Here is a 22,454-nt window from a genome sequence, read left to right as displayed (position 1 = left end):
AAACGATCATGAAACTACGCGCTCTCGAACCCTCTGATCTCGACTTGCTCTATGCATTTGAAAACGATCCGTCCGAATGGCAGTTTTCGGCTACGACAGCTCCCTTCTCGCGGTGGGTTTTGAAGCAATTCATTCAACGCTCGTTGCGAGAAGACGTCTATGCGTTGAAGCAAATGCGGCTGTTGGCCGAAACGACGGTGGAAAATGAACGTAAAGCTGTCGCCTTTGTCGATCTTTCGGAGTTCTCGCCGCAACATCGCCGTGCCGAAGTCGGTATAGCCGTATTGCCGGTTTTCAGAAACCGAGGTTTGGGAAAACAAGCCTTGCTGCTTCTTTGCGAATACGCCAAACGCTCTCTATCGCTGCATCAGCTCTATGCTTATGTCGCCGAGGACAATACGGCTTCGCAACATCTCTTTCAGTCATCGGGATTTGAGCGGCAGGCTCTTCTGCAAGATTGGTTTTTGCACGACGGTTGCTTCAAAAACGCTGTGCTTTACCAAAAAAGGTTATGAAGTGTTTGCTTATTTCGAAACTACTTCCTATCTTTGCACCCGCAAACAGCAAAGGTGCGTTAGTTCAGTCGGTTTAGAATACATGCCTGTCACGCATGGGGTCACGGGTTCGAGCCCCGTACGCACCGCCAACAATCCTGCTCATCGAGGATTAAAAATAAAGATGAGACCGGGTGCGTTAGTTCAGTTGGTTAGAATACATGCCTGTCACGCATGGGGTCACGGGTTCGAGTCCCGTACGCACCGCAAAAAAAACTCAATAGAAAACCGCGTCAAAAGAACATCTTTTGACGCGGTTTTCTATTGAGGATTTTCTTATCAAAGACTAACGGGAAGTCCAGAAGCTTATGTATTTTTCTGCCACAGAGAGGTGATGATGATGTTTTTGTACATATTGTCTGCTTTCTTGCGAAAGGCGAGGTAGGTCAGCCTTATTGATCACCAACGTACGCAGCTTTTTATATACGTCTTCTTCGTCGGGCAATACGTTGATGATGGGGAAGATTTGTGTTTCGGCTATGATTTCATAGTTTTCCGGCTCACCGCCGCCGACTACGATCAAACCTTGCGCCATGGCTTGCAGGGCATTCATGGCGGGAGTGTAGGAATACAGTTGGTCAAGAAGGACATCGCATGACAGCATCAATGACTTGTATTGCTCAAAGGGAACATTTTCCACTCTGACTATTTCGACTTCTTCGGGCATTTCTTTTTGCAGCCGTAACAGTGCTCGCATCATGATGTCCGTTCCCTTATAGCTGCTTCTCGATTTTTGAACTCCGACAAAGAAGCGCACTTTTCTTTCGGAAGGAAAGGATGTTTTACCAAAATCGGAAATCAATCGTGCTTGATCGACGTCGATAGGGAAGGGGATGAAGCGCAGTTTCTCGGCATACTCCTCGACGTAACTGGCGTAATATTCAAAGAGGCCGGCTATGATGCCATCGCAATCTTTGGCCATGATGCGATTCAGATTTCCTTTGGCACCGTTCAACCAGTCTTTTTTCCAAATCTCAACGTCTTCACGCTCACGTAGCTTATTGCCGATGTTAAAATCGCTGTATCGAAAGGTTTGGCAATCAAGGCCTGTTTTCACCCAATAGTGATCCATGCCGAAAGCACCCAGAAAGACGCGCTTGTTGTGCCGTCTTAAATAACGATAGAATGGTAAAAGTTTTTCGGCGCGTAAGGGTAAAAAAACCGGGTTGATCAGTTGGACAATGTCGTAGTTGCGAAAACTGCGAAATAACTTCCACAGCCGAAACAGATATTTTATGGAGTTCCACTTTCCTAAATCCTCTCTTTTCAAATCAATATCCCGCACATAGTTCTTCCAACCATCGCCATCGGAAGCAACGACGACTTCATGCCCCAGTTCTCGTAAACCTTTCCCCAAGGTGGCATGAACATTGGAATAATCTCCTAATAATAATATTTTCATGAAGCATTCTTTTTATCTCTTTTAATCGCGAAGAGGAAATGTGGGCGGTTGTTCGAGAGGCTGAGATAACAATCGCTTTTCTATCCTCATTCGAAGTGTGATGCCATTGCCTGTGTCTTGGAAGTTATTGAGAGGAAATATTCATTTGATGAAGTTCCGGATCTTCGGGATGCAGAATACGAACTCCCGATGAATATTTGTTTTTGCGAATGGCACGAATGTTTTTTTGAGGCAACACTTGTCCGTTCGACTGAGGCGTTTCGGTAGCAAAAGAGGGGTGATAAGCGATGTTTCCTCCATATCCACGCCAACGTTCTAAAACGGACGCTACATAATCGGCGGTTTCGCTTCCGATCATATAGCCTCGTTTCACAATGGGATCTCTATAATATTGAGGATTTTGGAGTCCCAATACAAATTGGACAACGTCATCCCAAAGGTGAGCATTTTTCCCGTATTTGCGCGCTAAGGCCATGGCATCCCTAATGTGGAGAGCACCGCCATTATAGGCTGCCAATATAAACTTGATGCGCTCCCCATTGTCTCTGATGTCGGCAAAACTACCATTCAATTTTTTTATATATCGTGCCGCTGCAAATACATTTTTATCGGGATGGTTGATTTCCGCAGGAGTCAATCCCAACTCTTGTGCCGTGCCGGGCATCAGTTGCATCAAACCTTCTGCGCCCGCCCATGAGGTAGCATTGGGGTCGAAAGCACTTTCTTGATAGCATTGGGCTGCAAGGAGTTTCCAGTCCCATCCGGTGATGGAAGAGGCTTGTTTGAAAAGATCGTCGTAGATAGAGATAATGCCGCGCGAACGTGAAAGATAAACGGCTCTCGGTTTGTTGCGAATCCTCCTGCTTTTCTTGGATCTCTCTGCGATTCGTTTTCTGATTTCGATTTCTTTGTCTTTTTTGTACCAGGCTTTAATGGCTTTGGCCAACTCTTTTGAAGAATTCTTGATAGCCCATGTTTTCTGTCTTTTTTCATTAGAAGTCACCGCTGTTAAACCCTCTTCTTGAACAGCTTGTCGGGTAAGAGGAAATGCCGCGATGTCAGCTTCTCCCGTTTTGAGTAAATTTAGGAGCGAAATGGTATCCGAAGCGATCTCTATTCTTACCTTCAAGCCTTCGCTTTCTGCGAAGTTTTCTATTAACGCATAGTGAAAACCTAAACTTACACCATGGTGTTCGTAGTAAGTCTCAGGGCCGGAAATGGTTGCGACAACCAATTCTCCGCTTTTTCTAATATCCTCTAAGTCGTAATCGCTTTTTGAGGAAGTAGGCATTTTGTCGAAAGCGTAACTCATGGGTGTGCGTTGCTCTGCCTTTTTCCCGCACGCAGTCAAAAGGCATAGAAACAAAGCCATCGTGATGGTTTTCATCATGTGTTCGCTCATTTATTTAAAAAGGGAATAAAGACTTGCTTGTGAAGAGGGAGAGGGAAAAAGAGAAGCAATCTGATCAGACAATGATGAGGTCGTCAAGAATATGGTCATGGCTTTCGATCGGAACATTTTCCACGATTTGGAAATCGAAGCAAAGACCCACTTTTTTGAGCCGGCCAAGTTGCGGATGAGAAAAGAAAGTATCATAATAGCCCTTGCCACGTCCGCAACGATGGAATTGTTTGTCGAAAGCAATACCCGGAACAAGAGCAATATCAATCTTTTCAAGAGAGGTGAAATTATTTCCGACGGGTTCGAAAATACCGAATTTTCCGACTTGTAAAGAAAAGGAAACATCCAGTTCTCTTACAAACATCTGCTTTTCCGATATGGTCGGGAGAAGCAGACGTTTGTCTTGCCACTCTTCCCAAAGGTGCTGTGTGGGCACTTCGTCGGGCAAGGCGGCATAGAGCAAAATCGTTTCGGCTTGCAAAAAATCGTCTCGTTTTCGCAGTATTTTCAGTAAACGATCGGCTGCCGTTTTCTTCCGTGTTTCGGAAAGATATGATTGTTTGCGTTGCCCAATAAGCTGTCGGAGTTCTTCTTTTGTTTCCATTCTCACTTTGCAACACGCCTCTTCTTCTTGTCTGTTGAAGGACGGGAAGTAGGCTTTGCGGGAAAAGACTTTCCGCCCTCAAAGATTTCTCTTGATTTGATGATGAAAGGATCGGTCGTATTGGTATACTCGACGGAAGCCTGCACATTTAAGAGATCATTTAAGATTAGCCCGATCAGATTTCGTTCCAAGAGTTGATGAGAAGTCTTGATTTGTAGATTTCTGCGTTTATTGCCGTGCCGATCGGCATAAGCGGCAAACTTCTCTACGATGTTTTTCTTTTTGAGATATTGGACAATGGCGGTTATTGACTTCTTTTTTTGCAGTTCGCCCCTGTTTTGATCAACATACCAATAGGCAAAGCGATACATCGTACCGTCTAAGAAGACATCTTTATAATAAGTCGTTAAACCAAGTGTATCTCGTGCCACGAAATAATCGGGCACGATGCCTCCTCCTCCATACACGATGCGTCCGAGCCTTGTCTTATATTGCTCGCCGGAGGTCTTAATGCTGTCCGGGTTAAAGTATTCTCCACTCACGGCACGCTCCAACAAATCTGCTTCATAGGCTTCCTCTTCGCCGGGAGTGAAAGGTTTTTGAAGACATCTGCCTGAGGGAGTGTAATAACGAGCGGTCGTGAGACGAAGCATGCTGCCATCTCTAAACTCAATGGGTACTTGCACCAAACCTTTTCCGAAGGTGCGACGTCCGATGATGGTGGCACGATCGTTGTCTTGCATGGCACCGGCAAAGATCTCACTGGCAGATGCACTGGTTTCATCGACCAAAACAACCAACGGGAGCGATTGATAAGCTCCACGGCCGTCGCATTTGTAATTTTCACGAGGAAATCTTCTTCCTTCGTGATATACGATGAGCCGATTGTGAGGCAGAAACTCGTTGGCTACTTGAACGGCTGCTTGCAGGTAGCCTCCGAGATTACCGCGTAAATCAATGATGAGTTGGCTCATACCATTGGAGTTGAGCGATGCCAAACCTGCCAAAAATTCGGGGTAGGTGTTGTCACCCCAAGTATTGATGCGTATATACCCCGTTTGGTTATCTATCATGTAGGCCGTGTCAATACTTTTTACCGGAACATCTCCTCGCATGATCTTGATGTTGATCAAGGCCTTTTCTTCGTTGCGCTTAATGCCTAATGTCACGGTACTGTTGGCAGCACCTTTGAGCCGTTTCATGGTTTCGTCGTTCGTCACCTCCTTGCCCACGTAATGTTTGCCGTCTATTTTAACGATACGGTCGCCGGCTCGGAGGCCGACCCCCTCAGAGGGACCGCCTTCAATGACGCGCACAACCCTCACCGTGTCTTCGTAAATGGTGAATTGTATGCCGACACCGGAAAAGCTGCCCTTCAAATCTTGCATAGAGGCTTCCACGTCTTTTGCGCTGACATACGTCGAATGAGGATCCAACTCTTGCAAGATTTTAGGCAGTGCCTTTTCCACAAGATCTCCCATATTGACCGTATCTACATATCTCTCGTTGATGATATGCAATAAGTCACTGAGTTTATTGCTGGACGTGTTGATAAAACTCACACGGCTTCCGGAGAAATGTCGGCCATAGAAACTGCCGACAAGAACTCCCAAAACAACTGCGATAGAAATATAAAAAGGAAGTAGGCGCGAGTTGAAGTGTTTCATATATACATTAGGGTTCGGGAAGAAAAACAATTTCTATTCCGGCACGTTTCAAGAGGTCTAAGCCATTGTGCAGGCGGTATTCGCGCGAATAAACAACTCTTTTTATTCCGGCTTGAATAATCAATTTGGAACATTCGATGCAAGGTTCGTCCGTGACATAGAGTGTTGCGCCATCGGAGTTGTTGCCGGATCGGGCGATTTTGGTAATGGCGTTGGCTTCGGCGTGCAAAACGTAGGGATGCGTCAAGCCCTCACGGTCTTCGCAGACGTTCTCGAATCCGGAGGGAGTGCCGTTATATCCGTCGGAGATGATCATTTTGTTTTTCACGATGAGTGCTCCGACTTGTCTGCGAATGCAATATGAGTTTTCCGCCCAGATTTTTGCCATTTTCAAATAGCGTAAATCCAATGCCTCTTGTTTGTCCATAGATTTAATTGGGTGTTGTTGCGTTGATCAGACCGTCGCGTTTGAGCAAGGCAGTGATCGTGGCTGCTCGTCCTCGAAAATCCGTATATAATTGCTGCGGATGTATGGTGCCCCCTTTCGAGAGTATTTTCTGTCTGAATTTTTCGGCTGTTTCCATGGAGAAGCAACCGTTTTCGGCAAATGCTTCGAAAGCGTCGGCATCTAGAACTTCCGCCCATTTGTAGCTATAATAGCCTGCGGCATATCCTCCGCTCATGATGTGCCCGAATTGCACGGACATGCAGGCTTCGCCCACCATCGGGAGAAGTTGCACTTCTTTCCATACGGATTGTTCGAAGGCTTTAATGTCGGAGAGCAAAGGTTCCGTCCTATTGTAGTAAGCCATATCCAAAAGGCCGAAGCTGACCTGTCTGATGCAGGCAAAAGCGACGTTGTAATTCTTTGCTTTGCGCAATCTTTCGACCAATTCGTCCGAAATCACCTCTCCCGTTTGGTAGTGATAAGCGAAGGTACGTAAAAAATCCGGCTGATAAGCAAAGTTTTCCATGATTTGTGACGGCAGTTCCACGAAATCCCAATATACGTTTGTGCCACTCAAACTTTTGAAGCGTGTTTGCGAAAAAATGCCGTGCAAAGCGTGTCCGAACTCATGGAGGAAAGTTTCGACTTCGTCAAAGGTCAGCAACGCCGGCTTGGTGGCTGTCGGTTTGGTGAAGTTCATGGTGATGCTCACGTGAGGGCGGTGGTCTTTGCCGCATTTATCCGTAAACTGTTCCCGATAGGACGTCATCCAAGCTCCATTTTGTTTGGAACTTCGGGGAAAGAAGTCGGTGTAGAGCACAGCCAAGAAACTGCCGTCTTTGTCTAACACGTCATACGCCTTTACTTCGTCGTGATAGACGGGGATTAGGTCGTTCTCGCGGAATGAAATGCCATAGAGCCGAGAAGCTAAACCGAAAATACCGTCGACCACTTTTGACAATTCAAAATAGGGGCGCAACATTTCTGCGTCAATGTTGTAGTCCCTCAGTTTGAGCAGATGGGCATAGTGAGCAAAATCCCATGCTTGCAACTCAAAGTCCTTGCCCTCTTTCTCTTGTGCAAATTCTTGTACGATGCGAAGCTCTTTTTGTGCCAACGGGAGATAATTCGCTTTGAGTTCTTCCAAAAGTTGCAGCACTTGACCGGCATCTTTGGCCATTCTGTTTTGAAGAATGTATTCCGCATAGTTTTTGTAGCCCAAGAGTTGTGCCAACTCCATCCGTAAATTGACCAGTTTGCGGCAAACTTCGAAATTGTTGTACGTGTTGTCGTGTGTACATTTGCTCATGTAAGCCTTATAGAGCTTCTCACGCAGTGCTCTGTTTTCGGCATATTGCAAGAAAGGCACGTAAGAGGGGGCGTGAAGTGTGATGACCCAGCCCTCCATATCGCGCTCTTTGGCGGCCGATTTGGCCTGTTCGATTTGTCCTTCCGGCAATCCCGCGAGTTCCTGCTCCTCTGTGATGTGCAGGATAAAGTCGTTGGTTTCCTTGATGTTGTTTTGCGAGAATTGCAAAGCAAGTTGTGACAGTTCTACTTTGATAGCCGAAAAACGCTCTTTCTTTTCGGCCGGCAACGTTGCACCGGATCTTTCAAAACCGTCGTATGTCTTTTTCAGAAGCATGGCTTCCTCTCCTTCGAGAGTGGGATGTTTTTGCTCTTGCTCGTAGACGCTTTTAACGCGTTTGAACAACACCTCGTTCATCATGATTTCTGAGGAGTGTATGCTGAGCAGGGGAGCCATCTCTTGTGCCAACTCCTCTAACTCATCGCTTGTTATGGCCGACAGCCAGTTGTACATCAAAGTCGTGGCGTCATCAAGAAGAGAGCCGGTTTGAGTCAGGGCTACGATTGTGTTCTCAAACGTCGGCGGCTCGCTACATTGTGCAATGTATTCCACCTCTTTTTTCTCCAATTCCATGCCGTGCAAAATCGCCTCTTTGACATGGGAAATGGTGATTTGAGGAAAAGGAAAAGTTTGGTGAGGAGTCGTAAAGTTTGATTGTAAGAGAGGATTCATAATAAGATTACTTCTGAGTATATTTCAAGATTTCTTCGAATTCTTTGCCCAAGTTTAGCTTCCAGTAGATTTCATAGAGAATGGGGCTCCATACATGTTGATCTTCCGGATAGTTCTTGCGGTAAAACTCGATATAGGGACGCGCTTTGCGATAGAGGTGCTGTTTTTTCTCGTAAGCCGCTTTGTAGCCGGTGGCATTGATCGATTGAGGAATTTCCACCTTTTGAGCCAAATTGAAATAAGACTTGCCGATGTAGTAATCGGCGTAGGTTCGAGTCGTGTCGTATTGCTGCATTTTTTTAGCCGACAAGATGCACAACGAGTCGCGACCTTCCAACAGATGAACTTTGGCTTGATATTCGTAGAGCTTGGCATTTTGAGCATCGGCGTTCAGAAGCGTGTCGATGACGCGAAGTAGCCGATCGGTTTGCTTTTGAGCGATTAAAAGATCGGCAAGACGTGTGAAGAAGAACATGTTTCGAGGATATTCCGATATTCCTTTTTGGAGATAGGCGGCATATTCTGTTTGTTTGTTCAATTCCTGATAAGTCTGTGCCATCGCCTCATAAATCGTTTCTCGCTGGTTACTGTCTTTCAAGGCTGTTTCGGCGTATCTGTCTACCTCGCTATATTTTTTGAGTGCGAAATTTGAAAACATGTATCGCTCGGCATATTGAGGGAGGAGATGGGCGGGGAGATTGGCCGTTTGCTCCGAAAACATGGGCGATCGTCCGGCTTCAATCGCCATGCGGGAAAATTTTGCCGCCTCCTCCCAACGCCTTTTTCTCATGAAAAACTGGGTGGCGGCGTTTAGGTTGGGATAAAGAATATTGAGCTGTTGCACCAATTTCTTTCTGAGTCGCTTATGTTTTCTTTCGGAATAGTCGGGAAGAGCGGTGATGCTGTCAGCGAGCAGAGCATAGTCGAAAACATTGTATAGTGTGAAAAAAAAAGCCGTGGTGTCGGTCTTTTGTTTCAAGTAAAATCTTTCATTCTCCACGTCGTTCAGTTTCACGGCCGCTTCAAATCCGTAGATCAACAGTTGTGCCTTGTCATGAAAAAGCGTGTCTTTCCGGTATTGCTCCACCAATTTGAAGGCCTCCGTGGCTTTATTGGCTTTCAGGGCAGCTTTTATCTGTTTCAAAGGGGCTTGGCCACGGGCAGAATTGCACATGGCACACAGTATGACTAAAATCAAAATTAAACGTGAAATCACAGGCATAAACGTTGAAAGCGGCAACAGATTTTGTTTGGTCATTCTGCTTGGTTCGATATGGGCAGGTTTAGTGGTTTGAGGGCGGGTAGCGACGACTCTTTCTCATCAGTGAAGCGGAGTCTCTTGAAGTCATGCGGCTACCTTTTTCGTTTAGTTGTGGGTGTTGTCTTTTTGCAAAACATTCATTCGCCGGCAAAAGACGGGAAGGCGTCTGTGCACAAGCGAAGAAAGAGGGAGGAGGGACTTGATGTTTCAAGCGTTCTTTTAGGTCTGATGTAGTGAAATCTACCTAAGAGGTAGAAAATTTCAGCTCAGAGGAAGAAAGTTTTACCTCAGAGGTAGAATATCTTATCCATGAGGTGTAATAATTTTATCAAAGAGATAGAATATCCCACCGGGAAAATAGAAAGTTCTCATTCGGAGATAGGAGAAATACCTTCCGTTGTAGATTTCCCGCTGTGTGTTTCGAGCAATCATACAACAGATGCCGACGCTTCACGGCTCGACTTCTCTTTATCCGAAAGGGCGGTTGCATTCGGCACAAAAGGGGGATGAAAGCAAGGGAGATTAAAGAAATACGGAGAAAGGGCAAGAGGCATGCTTAGAACAAACCTGAGTTTTTTAAGCATGCCTCTGCATTTTCCTATTGGAGCGAAAGAGGACTACGATTGGCGAGCATTGGCACTCATGATCTCATCCATTTGGTTGGCTTCCTGCTTGCGGTTCAGATTGAAATAGATCTGCTGCAAAGCCGGAGCCCAAATTTTGGAGCGATCGGGAGCGAGAGAGCGAACTTTTTCCATGAGCGGAAGTGCTTTCTCATAGTAGCTTCTGATTTCTTTAATTTCTCTGTTGTATTGATCCACGGCTTTTTGGCCGGTCACTTTTGAGGTGCTTCCGCCTGCATATTTGTACTCGCCTTTTTGACGTTTGTTCACCACCTCGTTCATGTAGGCATAGGCAAGATTGGCATTGGCTTCAATGAAGTCGGGATCGTATTTAAGAGCTTCTTCGAAAGCAGTTCGGGCGGCCGGATAGTCTTTTTTGAGGTTCAAGTCTACGCAGCCTTTCATGTACCAACCGTTTTTGCTGTTCGGTCTTTTTTCAATGAGTTCGGCTGCGGTTTTCTCGGCAGCAGCTACATCGTTATTTTGGTAGTAGACACTGATGAGGGTTTCCATGAAAGAAATATTGTCGTCAATGTCGTGAATGGCCTCTTTCAAGCAGTTCACATAGGCAAGCGTATCTTTGGTGCTTTCCATGATCGCTTGCAGTTTCATCACATAAAGATCTCGCTTTTGTTTCTCTATTGCAAATCCGCGATCTGCGTTTTTAAGGACGTTTTCCCAATTCTTTTGTTCATAGGAAAGGATCGTCATGTAATAAGCCGTTGTGGCATAGCTCTCGGCTTTGGCTTGAAGGAGCGAGTCTTTTTTCTCGGCAAGAGCGGGATTGTTGGGCAGATCCATGTGTTTGCCAAAATATTTATATGCTCCGGCCTTGTCGTTATTGCTGTTGAGAAACACACCGGCATAGAAAAAGTAGTCGTTGCAACCCAAAATCATTTTGATGTTGTCCGCATCAAACTTGGCTCTGGGCATCTTGCCTTTGGCATTGGGAGTATGTTCGGCTTGGTAGCTCTTGGTGTAGTATTCCACCATTTCGTCCAAATAGTTAACGAACTTCGTGGTGTCGAGAGGAAGGTTTTGGGCGGCTTTCATCAATTCGGGATTGAAGAGCTGGGCTGCACACAATCCGGCCTTATTGTAGATCTCGCCAAACTTAGTGGTTTTAGGGTTGTCGAACGAAGATTTCAAAACCTCCAAAGCTTCGGAAGGCTTGTTGTTTTCGAGCAAAGTCTGAGCTTTGTAAATCACGCTGTTTTGTGCCCATCCCGCGATGGAACAAGTCACCAAAAAGGTTAAAGCAAGAAATTTCTTCATAGTGGTATGGAATATTGAATGGATTGATTACTCGTTGGTTTCGATGTTTACGTCTTCCGAGGTGAAAGCGGCGGCATTCTCTTCTTCCTGATGAAGGTTGCCCGTTTCTTCGCCTTGGAGTTGTTCGTCGTATTCTTCCTCTTCTTCCGTGGGAACTTGACAAACACTGCTGATGGCATCGTTGCGTTTTTTGAGGTCGATGAGTTTCACGCCCTGAGTGGCACGTCCGCACAGTCGAACGTCGGCTACTTTCAGACGAAGCGTTATGCCGCTTCTGTTGATGATCATCAGATCCTCTTCTTCGGTCACACTCTTGATTGCGACGACGTTGCCGGTCTTTTCGGTGATGTTCAAAGTGCGAACTCCCTTACCTCCGCGGTTGGTGATGCGGTAGTCGTTCACGTCGCTGCGTTTGCCATAGCCTTGCTCGCTGACCACAAGAATAGACTCTCTTTCCGGATCGTTGATGCACACCATACCCACGATTTCGTCGTCGGCACCGTCGAGTTGCATGCCGCGAACTCCGGTGGCGTTTCGTCCCATGGTGCGGATCACATCTTCCTTGAAGTGAATGGCGCGTCCATTTCGATTGGCCATGATGATCTCGTCGCTTCCGTTGGTCAGTACTACGCTGACAACACGGTCGTCTTCATTGATGTTAATGGCATTTACGCCGTTGGTGCGGGGGCGAGAATATTCGGTGAGGCAGGTTTTCTTGACAACGCCTTGTTTGGTGGCAAAGACAACAAAGTGATTCTTACAGAAATCTTCGTCTTTCAGTTTACGAATGTGGAGGCAGGCGTTGATGCGGTCGTCGGGATCGATGTTGAGCATGTTTTGAATGGCTCTGCCTTTCGACAAGCGTGTTCCTTCTTCGATCTCAAAGACTCTCAGCCAATAGCAACGTCCCTTGGCCGTGAAGAACAGCATGGTGTTGTGCATGGTCGCCTGATAGATGTATTCGATAAAGTCTTGGTCGCGAGTCGTGCCGCCTTTCGATCCGACTCCTCCGCGCCCTTGCGCCCTAAATTCGGCCAACGGGGTGCGCTTGATGTAGCCCAAATGGCTCACGGTGATCACCACCTCGTCGTCCGGATAGAAATCTTCGGCATTGAAGTTGGTCATATCCGGAAGAATTTCCGTTTTACGCACATCTCCGTAGGCTTCCTTGACTTCTATGAGTTCGTCTTTGATCACTTTCTTGCACAATTCCTTATCGGAGAGAATTTGGTTCAGATATTCGATGCGGCGTTGCAGTTCGTCAAATTCTTCGTGAAGTTTCTCTTGCTGTAAGCCTGTGAGTTGACGCAAGCGCATTTCGACAATGGCATTGGCTTGGATTTCGTCCAATTCGAAACGTTTGATCAAGCTCTCAATGGCGTCTTGCGTTGTTTTGCTGGCTTTGATGATGCGCACAACCTCGTCTATATTGTCGGATGCAATGATCAGACCTTTCAATATGTGTTGGCGTTCTTGGGCTTTTCGTAAGTCGAATTTGGTGCGACGAATGACAACGTCATGACGATGTTCCACAAAATGGCGGATACATTCTTTCAGCGTAAGCAGCTGAGGACGCATCTTGGCAGGATGAGTGCCGGGAATGGGAATAAGGGCGATACAATTGACCGCAAAACTGGTTTGCAGGCCGGTCATCTTGTAGAGCTTATTGAGAACGACGTTGGCGTTTTGTCCGCGTTTCACGTCGACCACAATGCGCATTCCTTCACGGTCGGATTCGTCATTGACATTGGTGATGCCTTCGATCTTCTTTTCGTTCGAAAGGGCAGCTATCGACTTGCAAAGGTCGGCTGTGTTGGTGCCATAGGGCACGGCACTGATGACAATCTTATCGTGAAGATTGCCGGCTTCGATTTCGGCTTTTGCACGCAGTATAACACGTCCGCGTCCGGTTTCGTAGGCACTTTTGATGCCTTGATTGCCCATGATGTAGGCACCCGTGGGGAAGTCGGGCCCTTTGATGTGCTTCATCAAGCCTTCGGTGTCGATGTCGGGATTATCAATGTAGGCGACACAGCCGTCAATGACTTCTCCGAGATTGTGGGTCGGAACGTTGGTGGCCATTCCGACGGCAATTCCCGTGGCACCATTGACCAAGAAAGACGGAATCCGCGTGGGCAGGACAGACGGCTCATTGCGCGAGTTGTCGTAGTTGCGGTTCATATCGACCGTTTCTTTGTCGATGTCTTGCATCATGGCTTCGCCGACAAGGCTCATCTTGGCCTCCGTATAACGCATGGCCGCAGCACCGTCGCCGTCCATCGATCCGAAGTTTCCTTGACCGATGACAAGAGGGTATCGCATTGCCCAAGGTTGAGCCATGCGCACCAAGGCGCCATACACGGAACTGTCGCCGTGGGGATGGTATTTACCCAACACCTCACCGACTATGGCCGCCGATTTCTTCGTGGCTTTGTCATGGGTGATGCCCATGTCCATCATACCATAGAGAATGCGGCGATGAACGGGCTTGAAACCATCTCGAACATCGGGAAGAGCACGACTGACGATAACCGACATGGAATAGTCGATATAGGAGGTTTTCATTTCCTCCTCTATGTTTACTTGTTTAATTCTGTCTGTTTCTTGAATCATTGTTGCGCAGGGTTTGCCGAAGAAATCATACGAGAGTTGCTTCTCCCACTTGATTTCCGGCTATATTATTAGTGCAAAAATAGCTATTTTTCAGTAGATCACACACTTTTTTTTTATCTTTTTCCGATACGCTCTTCTTTTAAGAGCGTTTTTAGCCCCTCTGTTCTCTTTTTCATGCCCGATGAGGTGGTGTAGGGCGGCTTTCCATTGCGGCGCACGGCCTTTATTCTACTTGCAGAACGAGCCCTTTGAGATATTCGCCCTCCGGATGATAAATGCTGACAGGGTGGTCGGCCGGTTGATGCATTTGATGAAGAATGCGCACATGGCGTCCGCTTTGCACTGCGGCTGTAAATACGGCGAGGCGAAACTGATCTTTATTTACCGCTTGGGAGCATGAAAAAGTGAAAACAATGCCGCCGGGACGAATTTTTTTGAAAGCCGTGGCATTCAGACGAGTGTAGCCTTTTATGGCATTGCGGAGGGCACTCTGATGTTTGGCAAAAGCCGGAGGGTCGAGAACGATGAGGTCGTAGTTTCCGCCGGCGCATTCGAGAAACTTGAAAGCATCTTCCGTAAAGGCTTCATGGCGTGTGTCGTCGGGGAAGTTGAGGCGGACGTTCTTACGTGTGAGTTCTATGGCTTTGGAGGAGGCGTCGACACTGTGTACCAAAGAGGCTCCGCCCCTCAGTGCATAAACGGAAAAACCTCCTGTGTAGCAGAACATGTTGAGGACGGAACGCCCATGGCTGTATTGTTCAAGCAAACGACGATTTTCCCGTTGATCGACAAAGAAACCGGTTTTCTGACCATGCAGCCAATCAATATGAAAAGCAAGTCCGTATTCGCGAGCTACATTTATATCCGTGTAACCGCGCAAGAAACCATTCTCTTGTTTCAAATTGGCTTTGTAGGGCAGGGTGGTTTCGCTCTTGTAATAGATGTTCTTGATTTTTCCTTCGGAAACAGACAACAGGGCTTCTGCGATGTCTTCGCGATTATGGTGCATGCCGACAGAGTGAGCTTGTACGACGGCAGTTTCGCCAAAAACATCCACGATGAGTCCGGGGAGAAGATCGCCCTCTCCATGGACAAGACGGTAAATTTCGTGAACATCGGGAGAGGTGGTCAAACCAATCGAGGTGCGTACGGAAAAGGCTTGCCGCAAACGCCGCTCCCAAAATTGACGATCAACGGGCTCGTCTTCAAAAGAGAGAACGCGAACGGCAATGGAACCGATTTGGTAATGTCCTATTGCCATAAAGTTTCCTTCCGAATCAATGAGGCGCACGATCTCACCTTCTTCTATGGGAGGTGTGGTTTGAAGAGCACCGGAAAAGACCCACGGGTGAAAACGTTTGAGGCTTTCGGATTTTCCACGGCGGAGTTGTAGGGTATGCATTTGAGGAATAGACGGTTTTATGTGTTTTTGTTATGGGAAGACAAACGTTTGGTGCCCTGAGAGGGAGTTCTTTTCACACTCTTCTTGGTTGCTTTAACGGATGATTCGGGCTTTTTTCGATTTGCCGACGGGGGAGATAAAGGTTTAACCTGTTCGCCGGCCGTGTCCAGTAGCTGATATTCGCCGGATTGCATGAGTTGAGTCATCGTGTGATACAGTTTAATGCAGGCTTCGGCGTCTGTTGCGGCATAGATCTTTTGCTTCTCGTCGAGAACATCGGCCTCCCAATTTGACAGTTGTGCGCTTTTGGAAATGCGCAAACGAAAGAAGTTTGCAAAGAGCTTGGCCAAACTGAGGTCTTGAATGCCCATTTGGGTGGCGAGCTGTTGTAAATCTACAAATCCCGCGGGAGCGAATGACGGGCAACGTTGCTGTAATTGGGCAATGTCGTCTTTGAGAGAAAGGCCGATTTTCAGAATAGACGGATTTTCCAATAGCTTCACAACGCATTCGGGAATCCCCATGAAGTTCAATCGGAAGAGAAAGCAAATGTTTGCCGATGCAATTTGCAAAAGGGCGATTTTATGGTGAGAACCGCGACGAAAGGAAGGGCGTGTTTCGGTGTCTACACCGAGAATGGCGGATTTGCTGAGAAATCTTACGGCACTTTGAGCTTCGCTTTCACTTTGTAGCACAATAATGCGTCCGCCAAAAGTGTATCGGGGTAGGGTGGGGATGATCTTTTTATCGGTTTTTATAAATAGCTGCTGCATGGAAATCTGCAATTTTATAGTTCATCTGCTTGTCCGGAAGCAACAAGTTCATGAATTGCCCGTAAGGCACCCAGCAGCTGTTGGCCCCAGCGAAGTTTGAAATCCTCCAAACATTCATATAGCGCGATTTCCATGGCTTCGTCGATTTCCGAACGGAAAGCTTCTACCATGTTGCGGAGTGCCTGATAGACGTCTGCCAAGCTCTCGCTGATGGTGCAAACCACGGGAGCGTCGGAGTAACGAAAGTTTTCGCAAAAAACGTCCAAATAGTCGTTGGCGTCGCGAAGGACGGCCGCGATGTTGCTGCGAATGTATTCGTAGTCGGCTTCGGTGACGACCGGATCAACAAATCCAAAGCCTTCTTCAACCTCTTCAACAAGGCAGGCTTTAAGATAAACCATGGGGAGAAGACGCTGCATGAATGTCGCAAATTCCGCACGTTCGCTTCCGGCGCATTGTTCGAGTTGTTTACAAAATTCGGTGGCAATCGTGACGAATTCCAATACGTCATGACGATAGATATTATTCATAGCGAAGAAGAAAAATATGGCAACATGAAAAACGAAAAGAGCATGTGTGGCTTCTCGATTTTTCGGTTTGTCAAGATATTGTTAATATGTGGGAGAATAAGATCCGTAAAAATAGTAGTACCAATAGGTGTGCCCATAGGTGTTTCGCAGCATATTTCGCTGTGCCTCCGCAGAAAAAGGAACGGAGGGTGGGTGTGACAATCTCACTTTTCGCTGAAACGCCAAGAAATCACTGTAATTGGCAGCGGTGGCCGGATCGTAGTGGTCGATGAAAGTCTGAGGAGTAATGCGTGTGTAAAGATAAATGGCTTCACGATAGGCCTTGGGAAGCTCTTCCGGGCGGGTAGTGTTGATGTAGGCGGATGTGAGGCTTTGAATGAATTTGGGAATTTGCCGATCGATCAAATACTTCATCAGCTCCACATTGCGCTTTTCGGAAAAAACTTGACCGTGAGAGGTTTGTTGTTCCTTTTCAAAATACGGCCAAAAAGGTGATATTGTTTTTGAGGTGGAGTCGATCTGTAAAAAATGCGATTGTAAGTTGTTGGGAAGAGGGTAGTCAAAAAAGTGTTCTGCAAGAAACCAAGCACCTTTATCGGTCAAACGTGACAAGGCCAAAGTGCGGAGAGCCACGACATTTGAGGACGGATGCTCAAAGCGTTCTCCCACTCTTAACGCTTCTTCGTATTTTCTTTCGGCGCATAATCGTGCCATGCGATATTCCAAAGTTCGGACTTCGTTGCCGTTGGTGATGATGCCAATGACGAAAAACAGGGAGAACAAAGAAAAGAAACAGACCGAAAGAGATTGATTTTGAAACAATCGTGTGAAACGACCGGACAACCACCAAAGCAAAGGAGTTGCGAGGAGGAGAATAGCAAAACCTATTGCAAAGGGAGAAAGACAATAATCGAAGGGGCTGATTGTAAGCCAGATGGCCGACAGAAAATCTCCTTTCAAAACGGAACAATAACCAAAAACAAATGCTCCGAAGAGCACGAATGTCAGAAAACGTACTCTTCGGAGATGGTGATAAGGCTTTATGGAAATCATTTGGTCAATGTGTTCTTTTAGCGACGGTCGATAACAATTCTTGCTATTCGTCTACTGCTACCGGGCTGGCCGCAAAAACTACCTCAGAGATAGTTTTTTCTACTCGTTACTCCGTTTGCTCTACCTCCATGCTAAAATGTGCTCGACACATTAAAGTGGATTTCAACAAACCGAAGAGGAAAATGGGCAAATCTTCGAGAGAAAGCACCATACTACCTCCTACATTACTTTTTTGTTTTTTACCTACATTACCTACACTCCCCCTTTCAAGGCGCAGACATACAGATTGTTGCGTGTGTATGCAAAGTGGAATTTCAACTACATTCGTTGTCACAACCTACACATCGGTATCGGTAATGCGGGCAGATGCCCGAAATCGCCTATGTAGGATAAGTAGGTTTTCGGAAAAGCCGTCTACATTCCTTTTGGTCTGTGCATCATAGACTTAACTTCTTTCAGTGTATATGGGCAAGTGCCTGTCTACACTTTCATCGTGTTGAAATTCAGATGTATGCGAAGCATAGTGTAGGTTTTTCGACATTTTCTATATTAGGGGGTGTGCTTATGGCATTTATTGGGGGAATGACTGTTGGTTTTCGGACGAAAATACCCGTTGCCGATTGCGAGATCAGGCTAACTTTATTTTGTCCGAGGCGATTGAGAACGTGCCGCTATCGGTTCTTGGCAAGGACAACGGCAGATCGTGCGGGAATGTATAATTGCAGCCACCCTTTTTCCTCTTTGTCGAGAAAAGAGTCGTAGTTGGTGAAATGTGTTATGGTGTCATCCGTCAAGCCATTTCCTCCGAACTTTGGGTCGTCGGTGTTTAATACGACGCGATAGGCTCCTTTCTTTACCATAAATCCGTAGTCGGTATAGGAGTTTGTCGGAGAAAAATTGAAGACAAAAAGCAAATCGCCACGTTGAAATGCCAATATCTGGTCGCCGTCGTTGTGCCAAATTTCAACAACGGGTAGTGCTTGAATGTCTTTAATGGATTTTAGAGTTTGAAGCATCGCTCTGTCGAAATCTCCGAGATAATGGTAACAGAGCTCTTGGTTGTCTACAAGATTCCACTGACGACGTGCATACTTATGACTCCACCCGTTTCCTTCGCGGGGAAAATCGATCCACTCCGGATGCCCGAACTCATTTCCCATAAAATTCAGATAACCGCCGTTGAGCGTAGAGGCCGTGGCGAGGCGGATCATTTTATGGAGGGCTATTCCTCGGTTTACGCGGTCGTTTTCATCTCCTTTGCGGAAATGCCAATACATGTCGGAATCAATAAGACGGAAGATCAGCGTTTTATCTCCTACAAGGGCTTGGTCGTGACTTTCGGCATAGGTGATATTGCGTTCGTCCGCTCTTCTGTTGGTCAATTCCCAAAAGATACCGGACGGTTTCCAGTCTTCGTCTTTTAATTCTTTGATGATTTTAATCCAATAGTCGGGAATGTTCATGGCAAGACGGTAGTCGAAACCATAGCCGCCGTCTTTGAATGGGGCTGCAAGGCCGGGCATACCGCTCACCTCTTCTGCAATGGTAATTGCATTCGGGTTGATTTGGTGGATCAGCTCATTGGCAATCGTCAAATAACAGATGGCATTGTCGTCTTGATGACCGTTGAAATAATCGGCATAACCATTGAAACTTTCTCCGAGTCCATGGCTGTAATATAGCATGGAAGTAACACCGTCGAAACGGAAACCGTCAAATTTATATTCTTCCAACCAAAACTTACAGTTGGAAAGGAGAAAATGCAACACCTCATTTTTTCCGTAGTCAAAGCAGAGGGAATCCCATGCGGGGTGTTCGCGTCGTTGTCCGGAATAAAAATATTGCGACGGATCGCCTGCGAAGTTCCCCAAACCCTCCAATTCGTTTTTCACGGCATGGCTGTGTACGAGATCCATAATGACGGCCAAACCTTGGCGGTGTGCTTCATCGATCAGCAATTTAAGTTCTTCGGGAGTGCCGAAGCGACTGGAAGCCGCAAAGAAGCTGGAAACGTGATAGCCGAAAGATCCGTAGTAGGGATGTTCTTGAATGGCCATGATTTGCAGGCAGTTGTATCCGTCTGCGACAATTCGGGGAAGAACCTTTTCTCGGAATTCGTTATAAGAACCTATCTTCTCCTCGTCTTGTCCCATTCCTATGTGACACTCATAAATAAGCAGCGGATTGCGGGAGGGAACAAAGTTTTTTATGATAAATTCATAAGGGGTTGGCGGTTCCCATACTTGTGCGGAGAAGATTTTGGTAACGTCGTCTTGAACCACACGTTTGGCATAGGAAGGTATTCGTTCTCCGCTTCCCCCCTTCCAGTAAATTCGCAGCTTAAAGAGATCTCCGTGTTTCAGGGTTTCTGCCGAAAGGGCAATTTCCCATACTCCGGATTTGTCGATACAACGCAGTTCGTAGTCAGAGCTTTCTTTCCATGCGTTGAAATCTCCGACCAAAAAGATTTTAACGGCATTGGGTGCCCATTCTCTAAACAACCATTGATTGCCGACGCGATGCAGGCCGAAATACAAATGTCCCGAAGCAAATTCCGATAAAGTCTTTCGGCCTTCCGTAAGCTCCTCTATTTTGCGTTCGGCATGATAATGACGCCCTTGTATTGCATCGTTGTAGGGTTCGAGCCAGCTGTCGTTCTTGACAATATTCAAAAGAGATACTTTTTTTGCTTGTATCGCATTTTGCGGCTCTTCTTTGTTTGAGGAGACTTTCATCATAATACTCAGGTTGTAAATCGAGTTGTTTTTGAGATTAAAAGGCTGTTTTAAGAATGGGCGTCGCCTTTAAGAGGCTTGCACACGTCGTCCGTTTTCGTAAGTTCCCGTGGCGATTTTATTGCCGTTCTTGTCGTATTCCGTAAAAGCACCATTGCGTTCTCCGTCATGATAACTGCCTTCAAAACGTGTGCCATCGGGCATGATTTCCACACACTTTCCGTGTTTAAGGCCATTTCTGAAAGAACCTTTATAGCGTTCTCCTTCGGCCGTACGTAAAACGCCCTCGCCGTCCATCTTTCCGTTTTTCCACGATCCGTTGTAGTCGTCGCCTTTCTTTGTTTTATAAACTCCCTGCCCGTTGGGCTTGTCGGCTGCCCAATGGCCGGTATAAGTTGCTTTTCCTTTCCATGTAAATGTGCCCACACCGCTTTGTTCGCCATTTTTGTAACTGCCTACATATTTGTTGCCGTTGGCAAAATTGCAAACACCTTCTCCCGTGCGTTCGCCGTGTACATACTGCCCCTCATAGACATCTCCGTTTTGAAATTTATAAATGCCCCGGCCGTGCTGATTGTCGTCTTTCCAATCACCTACGTACAGATCTCCGTCGGCATAATAGTAGGTGCCAAAGCCATTTCGGAGGTTGTTGTGCCAAGAACCTTCATACCTTGTTCCGTCGTTCCAGTCAAAAATTCCTTTTCCTTGTTTTTTGTCATTGACCCAATGCCCTTTGTAATTGGCGCCGCTCACGAAAGTGTAAACCCCTTCTCCGTTGCGTTTGTCATCTTTCCAATTACCGATGTACACATCTCCGTTGTAGTAATACATGGTGCCTTTCCCCTCGCGAAGGTCTCGATACCATAATCCTTCGTAGCGATTATTGTTGATGTAGTAAAACGTTCCTTTGCCATGTTGGTGGTCATTGTACCATTCACCCTCGTATTTCTCTCCGTCGGAAAAGGTGAAAACACCATGCCCGTGACGTTTCCCTTTGGTATATTCGCCCTCATAGACGTCGCCATTCGGAAATTGAGTACGTCCTTTTCCATTGGGTTTGTTGCTTATGAGTTCTCCGGTGTAAACGGAGCCGTCCTTAAAAGTATATGAGCCGACCGTGAGTTTTTGAGCCCATGCCGAAGAGACCGAATAGAAAAGAAACAGAAGTGAAATGAAGCAGAGTTTTTTGAACATATTCGATAGGAAAAGACAAGTCGTGGTAATATCTGTTTTAAGTTGTCAGAGAGAGAGGCTATTGGCAAAGATAGTTTAACTTTGGCAATACTCAAAGTGATAGGGTCGTATTTAAGACAAAATGTCGATAAAAGCCTCTGCTTTGACAAGATCTTCCGGCGTATCAATACCAATCGTTTCAATATCTGTTACCCCCACACGGATTGAATAGCCGGCCTCCAACCAACGGAGTTGTTCCAAACTTTCACTTTTTTCCAACGTACCGACAGGAAGGTGGGTTATTGTACGCAGCGTTTCTTTACGATAGGCGTAGAGCCCTATATGTTTATAATATTGATGAGATGAAAGCCATTTTTCTTCATCAACACCTCTTAAATAAGGAATGACCGATCTGGAAAAATAGAGGGCAAAGCGATTTTTGTCGATGACGACCTTGGGGCTGTTGGGATTTTTCAATGCTTCTATTCCCATGTCTTCGGTGAAGGGCTTCACAAGGGTTGCGATTTCAGTGTCGGGATCTTCGAAGCACGCTTGCAGACTTTTTATTTGTGAGGCAGCTATGAAAGGTTCGTCTCCCTGCACGTTGATGACAATGTCGTATTCTTCGCCGATCAAACTCAACGCCTCGTTACAGCGATCCGTTCCGCTTTTATGGTCAGGAGATGTCATGATGACTTTTCCGCCAAACTTCAACACGGCCTCCTCAATCCTATGATCATCGGTTGCCACATAAGTGTCGGGAATAATGTTTGAAACTCGCTCGTAGACATGTTGGATAATCGGTTGCCCTTTCAGCCGTACAAGCGGTTTTCCGGGAAAACGCGTAGAACCATAGCGAGCAGGTATAATTGCTACATATTTCATAAGTGGAGCGTAA

17 protein-coding genes and 2 tRNA genes are annotated in these 22,454 nt (G+C 46.5%); 3 read left to right on the top strand and 16 right to left on the bottom strand.

From position 1 onward, the window contains the following. The first annotated feature begins 8 nt into the window (after nucleotides 1-8). From EII14_RS01290 to EII14_RS01280, 3 genes are all read left to right on the top strand, one after another. A complete protein-coding gene (locus tag EII14_RS01290) occupies nucleotides 9-515 on the top strand; it encodes a GNAT family N-acetyltransferase (protein WP_158608292.1) in 507 nt (168 codons plus the stop codon). A gap of 53 nt (nucleotides 516-568) precedes the next feature. Beyond that, a tRNA-Asp gene (locus EII14_RS01285) sits at nucleotides 569-646 on the top strand. 41 nt (nucleotides 647-687) lie between these two features. Continuing rightward, a tRNA-Asp gene (locus EII14_RS01280) sits at nucleotides 688-761 on the top strand. A gap of 79 nt (nucleotides 762-840) precedes the next feature. Here EII14_RS01280 and EII14_RS01275 read toward each other — a convergent pair. From EII14_RS01275 to kdsB, 16 genes are all read right to left on the bottom strand, one after another. Beyond that, nucleotides 841-1,956, bottom strand: coding sequence for a glycosyltransferase family 1 protein (locus EII14_RS01275; RefSeq protein WP_124930760.1), 1,116 nt, complete (start codon nucleotides 1,954-1,956; stop codon nucleotides 841-843). A gap of 124 nt (nucleotides 1,957-2,080) precedes the next feature. After that, a complete protein-coding gene (locus EII14_RS09575) occupies nucleotides 2,081-3,346 on the bottom strand; it encodes a transglycosylase SLT domain-containing protein (RefSeq protein ID WP_158608291.1) in 1,266 nt (421 codons plus the stop codon). A 76-nt stretch (nucleotides 3,347-3,422) separates the two neighbouring features. Next, nucleotides 3,423-3,962, bottom strand: a complete 540-nt coding sequence (locus tag EII14_RS01265) for a 5-formyltetrahydrofolate cyclo-ligase (protein WP_124930758.1) — start codon at nucleotides 3,960-3,962, stop codon at nucleotides 3,423-3,425. 2 nt (nucleotides 3,963-3,964) lie between these two features. Then, nucleotides 3,965-5,629: a S41 family peptidase gene (locus EII14_RS01260; RefSeq protein ID WP_124930757.1), complete on the bottom strand. Its 1,665-nt coding sequence runs from the start codon at nucleotides 5,627-5,629 to the stop codon at nucleotides 3,965-3,967. A 7-nt stretch (nucleotides 5,630-5,636) separates the two neighbouring features. Then, entirely contained in the window at nucleotides 5,637-6,056 is a 420-nt protein-coding gene (locus EII14_RS01255) for a dCMP deaminase family protein (protein WP_199733843.1), read from the bottom strand. Between the two features lie 4 nt (nucleotides 6,057-6,060). Beyond that, on the bottom strand, nucleotides 6,061-8,118 hold the full coding sequence (locus EII14_RS01250) for a M3 family metallopeptidase (RefSeq protein ID WP_124930755.1): 2,058 nt from the start codon (nucleotides 8,116-8,118) through the stop codon (nucleotides 6,061-6,063). 7 nt (nucleotides 8,119-8,125) lie between these two features. Beyond that, a complete protein-coding gene (locus EII14_RS01245) occupies nucleotides 8,126-9,316 on the bottom strand; it encodes a M48 family metallopeptidase (RefSeq protein WP_124930754.1) in 1,191 nt (396 codons plus the stop codon). Between the two features lie 680 nt (nucleotides 9,317-9,996). Continuing rightward, nucleotides 9,997-11,277 carry a tetratricopeptide repeat protein gene (locus EII14_RS01240; RefSeq protein WP_124930753.1) on the bottom strand — a complete coding sequence of 427 codons (1,281 nt, stop codon included), beginning with the start codon at nucleotides 11,275-11,277 and terminating at the stop codon, nucleotides 9,997-9,999. Nucleotides 11,278-11,304: 27 nt separating this feature from the next. Then, a complete protein-coding gene (gene gyrA, locus EII14_RS01235) occupies nucleotides 11,305-13,887 on the bottom strand; it encodes a DNA gyrase subunit A (RefSeq protein WP_124930801.1) in 2,583 nt (860 codons plus the stop codon). Between the two features lie 226 nt (nucleotides 13,888-14,113). Continuing rightward, nucleotides 14,114-15,292 (bottom strand): class I SAM-dependent rRNA methyltransferase, encoded by a 1,179-nt coding sequence (locus tag EII14_RS01230; RefSeq protein ID WP_124930752.1) that lies wholly within the window; start codon nucleotides 15,290-15,292, stop codon nucleotides 14,114-14,116. A gap of 17 nt (nucleotides 15,293-15,309) precedes the next feature. Continuing rightward, nucleotides 15,310-16,065 (bottom strand): 3'-5' exonuclease, encoded by a 756-nt coding sequence (locus EII14_RS01225; protein WP_124930751.1) that lies wholly within the window; start codon nucleotides 16,063-16,065, stop codon nucleotides 15,310-15,312. A 14-nt stretch (nucleotides 16,066-16,079) separates the two neighbouring features. Continuing rightward, a complete protein-coding gene (locus EII14_RS01220) occupies nucleotides 16,080-16,595 on the bottom strand; it encodes a DUF5063 domain-containing protein (RefSeq protein ID WP_124930750.1) in 516 nt (171 codons plus the stop codon). A gap of 81 nt (nucleotides 16,596-16,676) precedes the next feature. Beyond that, nucleotides 16,677-17,648 (bottom strand): DUF6057 family protein, encoded by a 972-nt coding sequence (locus EII14_RS01215; RefSeq protein ID WP_124930749.1) that lies wholly within the window; start codon nucleotides 17,646-17,648, stop codon nucleotides 16,677-16,679. 671 nt (nucleotides 17,649-18,319) lie between these two features. Beyond that, entirely contained in the window at nucleotides 18,320-20,383 is a 2,064-nt protein-coding gene (locus EII14_RS01210) for an alpha amylase C-terminal domain-containing protein (RefSeq protein ID WP_124930800.1), read from the bottom strand. 69 nt (nucleotides 20,384-20,452) lie between these two features. After that, the gene (locus EII14_RS01205) at nucleotides 20,453-21,577 is read right to left on the bottom strand and encodes a phosphatidylinositol-4-phosphate 5-kinase (protein WP_124930748.1); all 1,125 of its coding nucleotides are present in this window, start codon (nucleotides 21,575-21,577) and stop codon (nucleotides 20,453-20,455) included. Nucleotides 21,578-21,688: 111 nt separating this feature from the next. Next, nucleotides 21,689-22,441 carry a 3-deoxy-manno-octulosonate cytidylyltransferase gene (kdsB, locus tag EII14_RS01200; RefSeq protein WP_124930747.1) on the bottom strand — a complete coding sequence of 251 codons (753 nt, stop codon included), beginning with the start codon at nucleotides 22,439-22,441 and terminating at the stop codon, nucleotides 21,689-21,691. Nucleotides 22,442-22,454: the final 13 nt, after the last annotated feature.

This window comes from Alloprevotella sp. OH1205_COT-284 (assembly GCF_003859795.1).
Classification (GTDB): Bacteria; Bacteroidota; Bacteroidia; order Bacteroidales; family Bacteroidaceae; genus Alloprevotella.
This window is presented reverse-complemented; position numbering and strand designations above follow the sequence as displayed.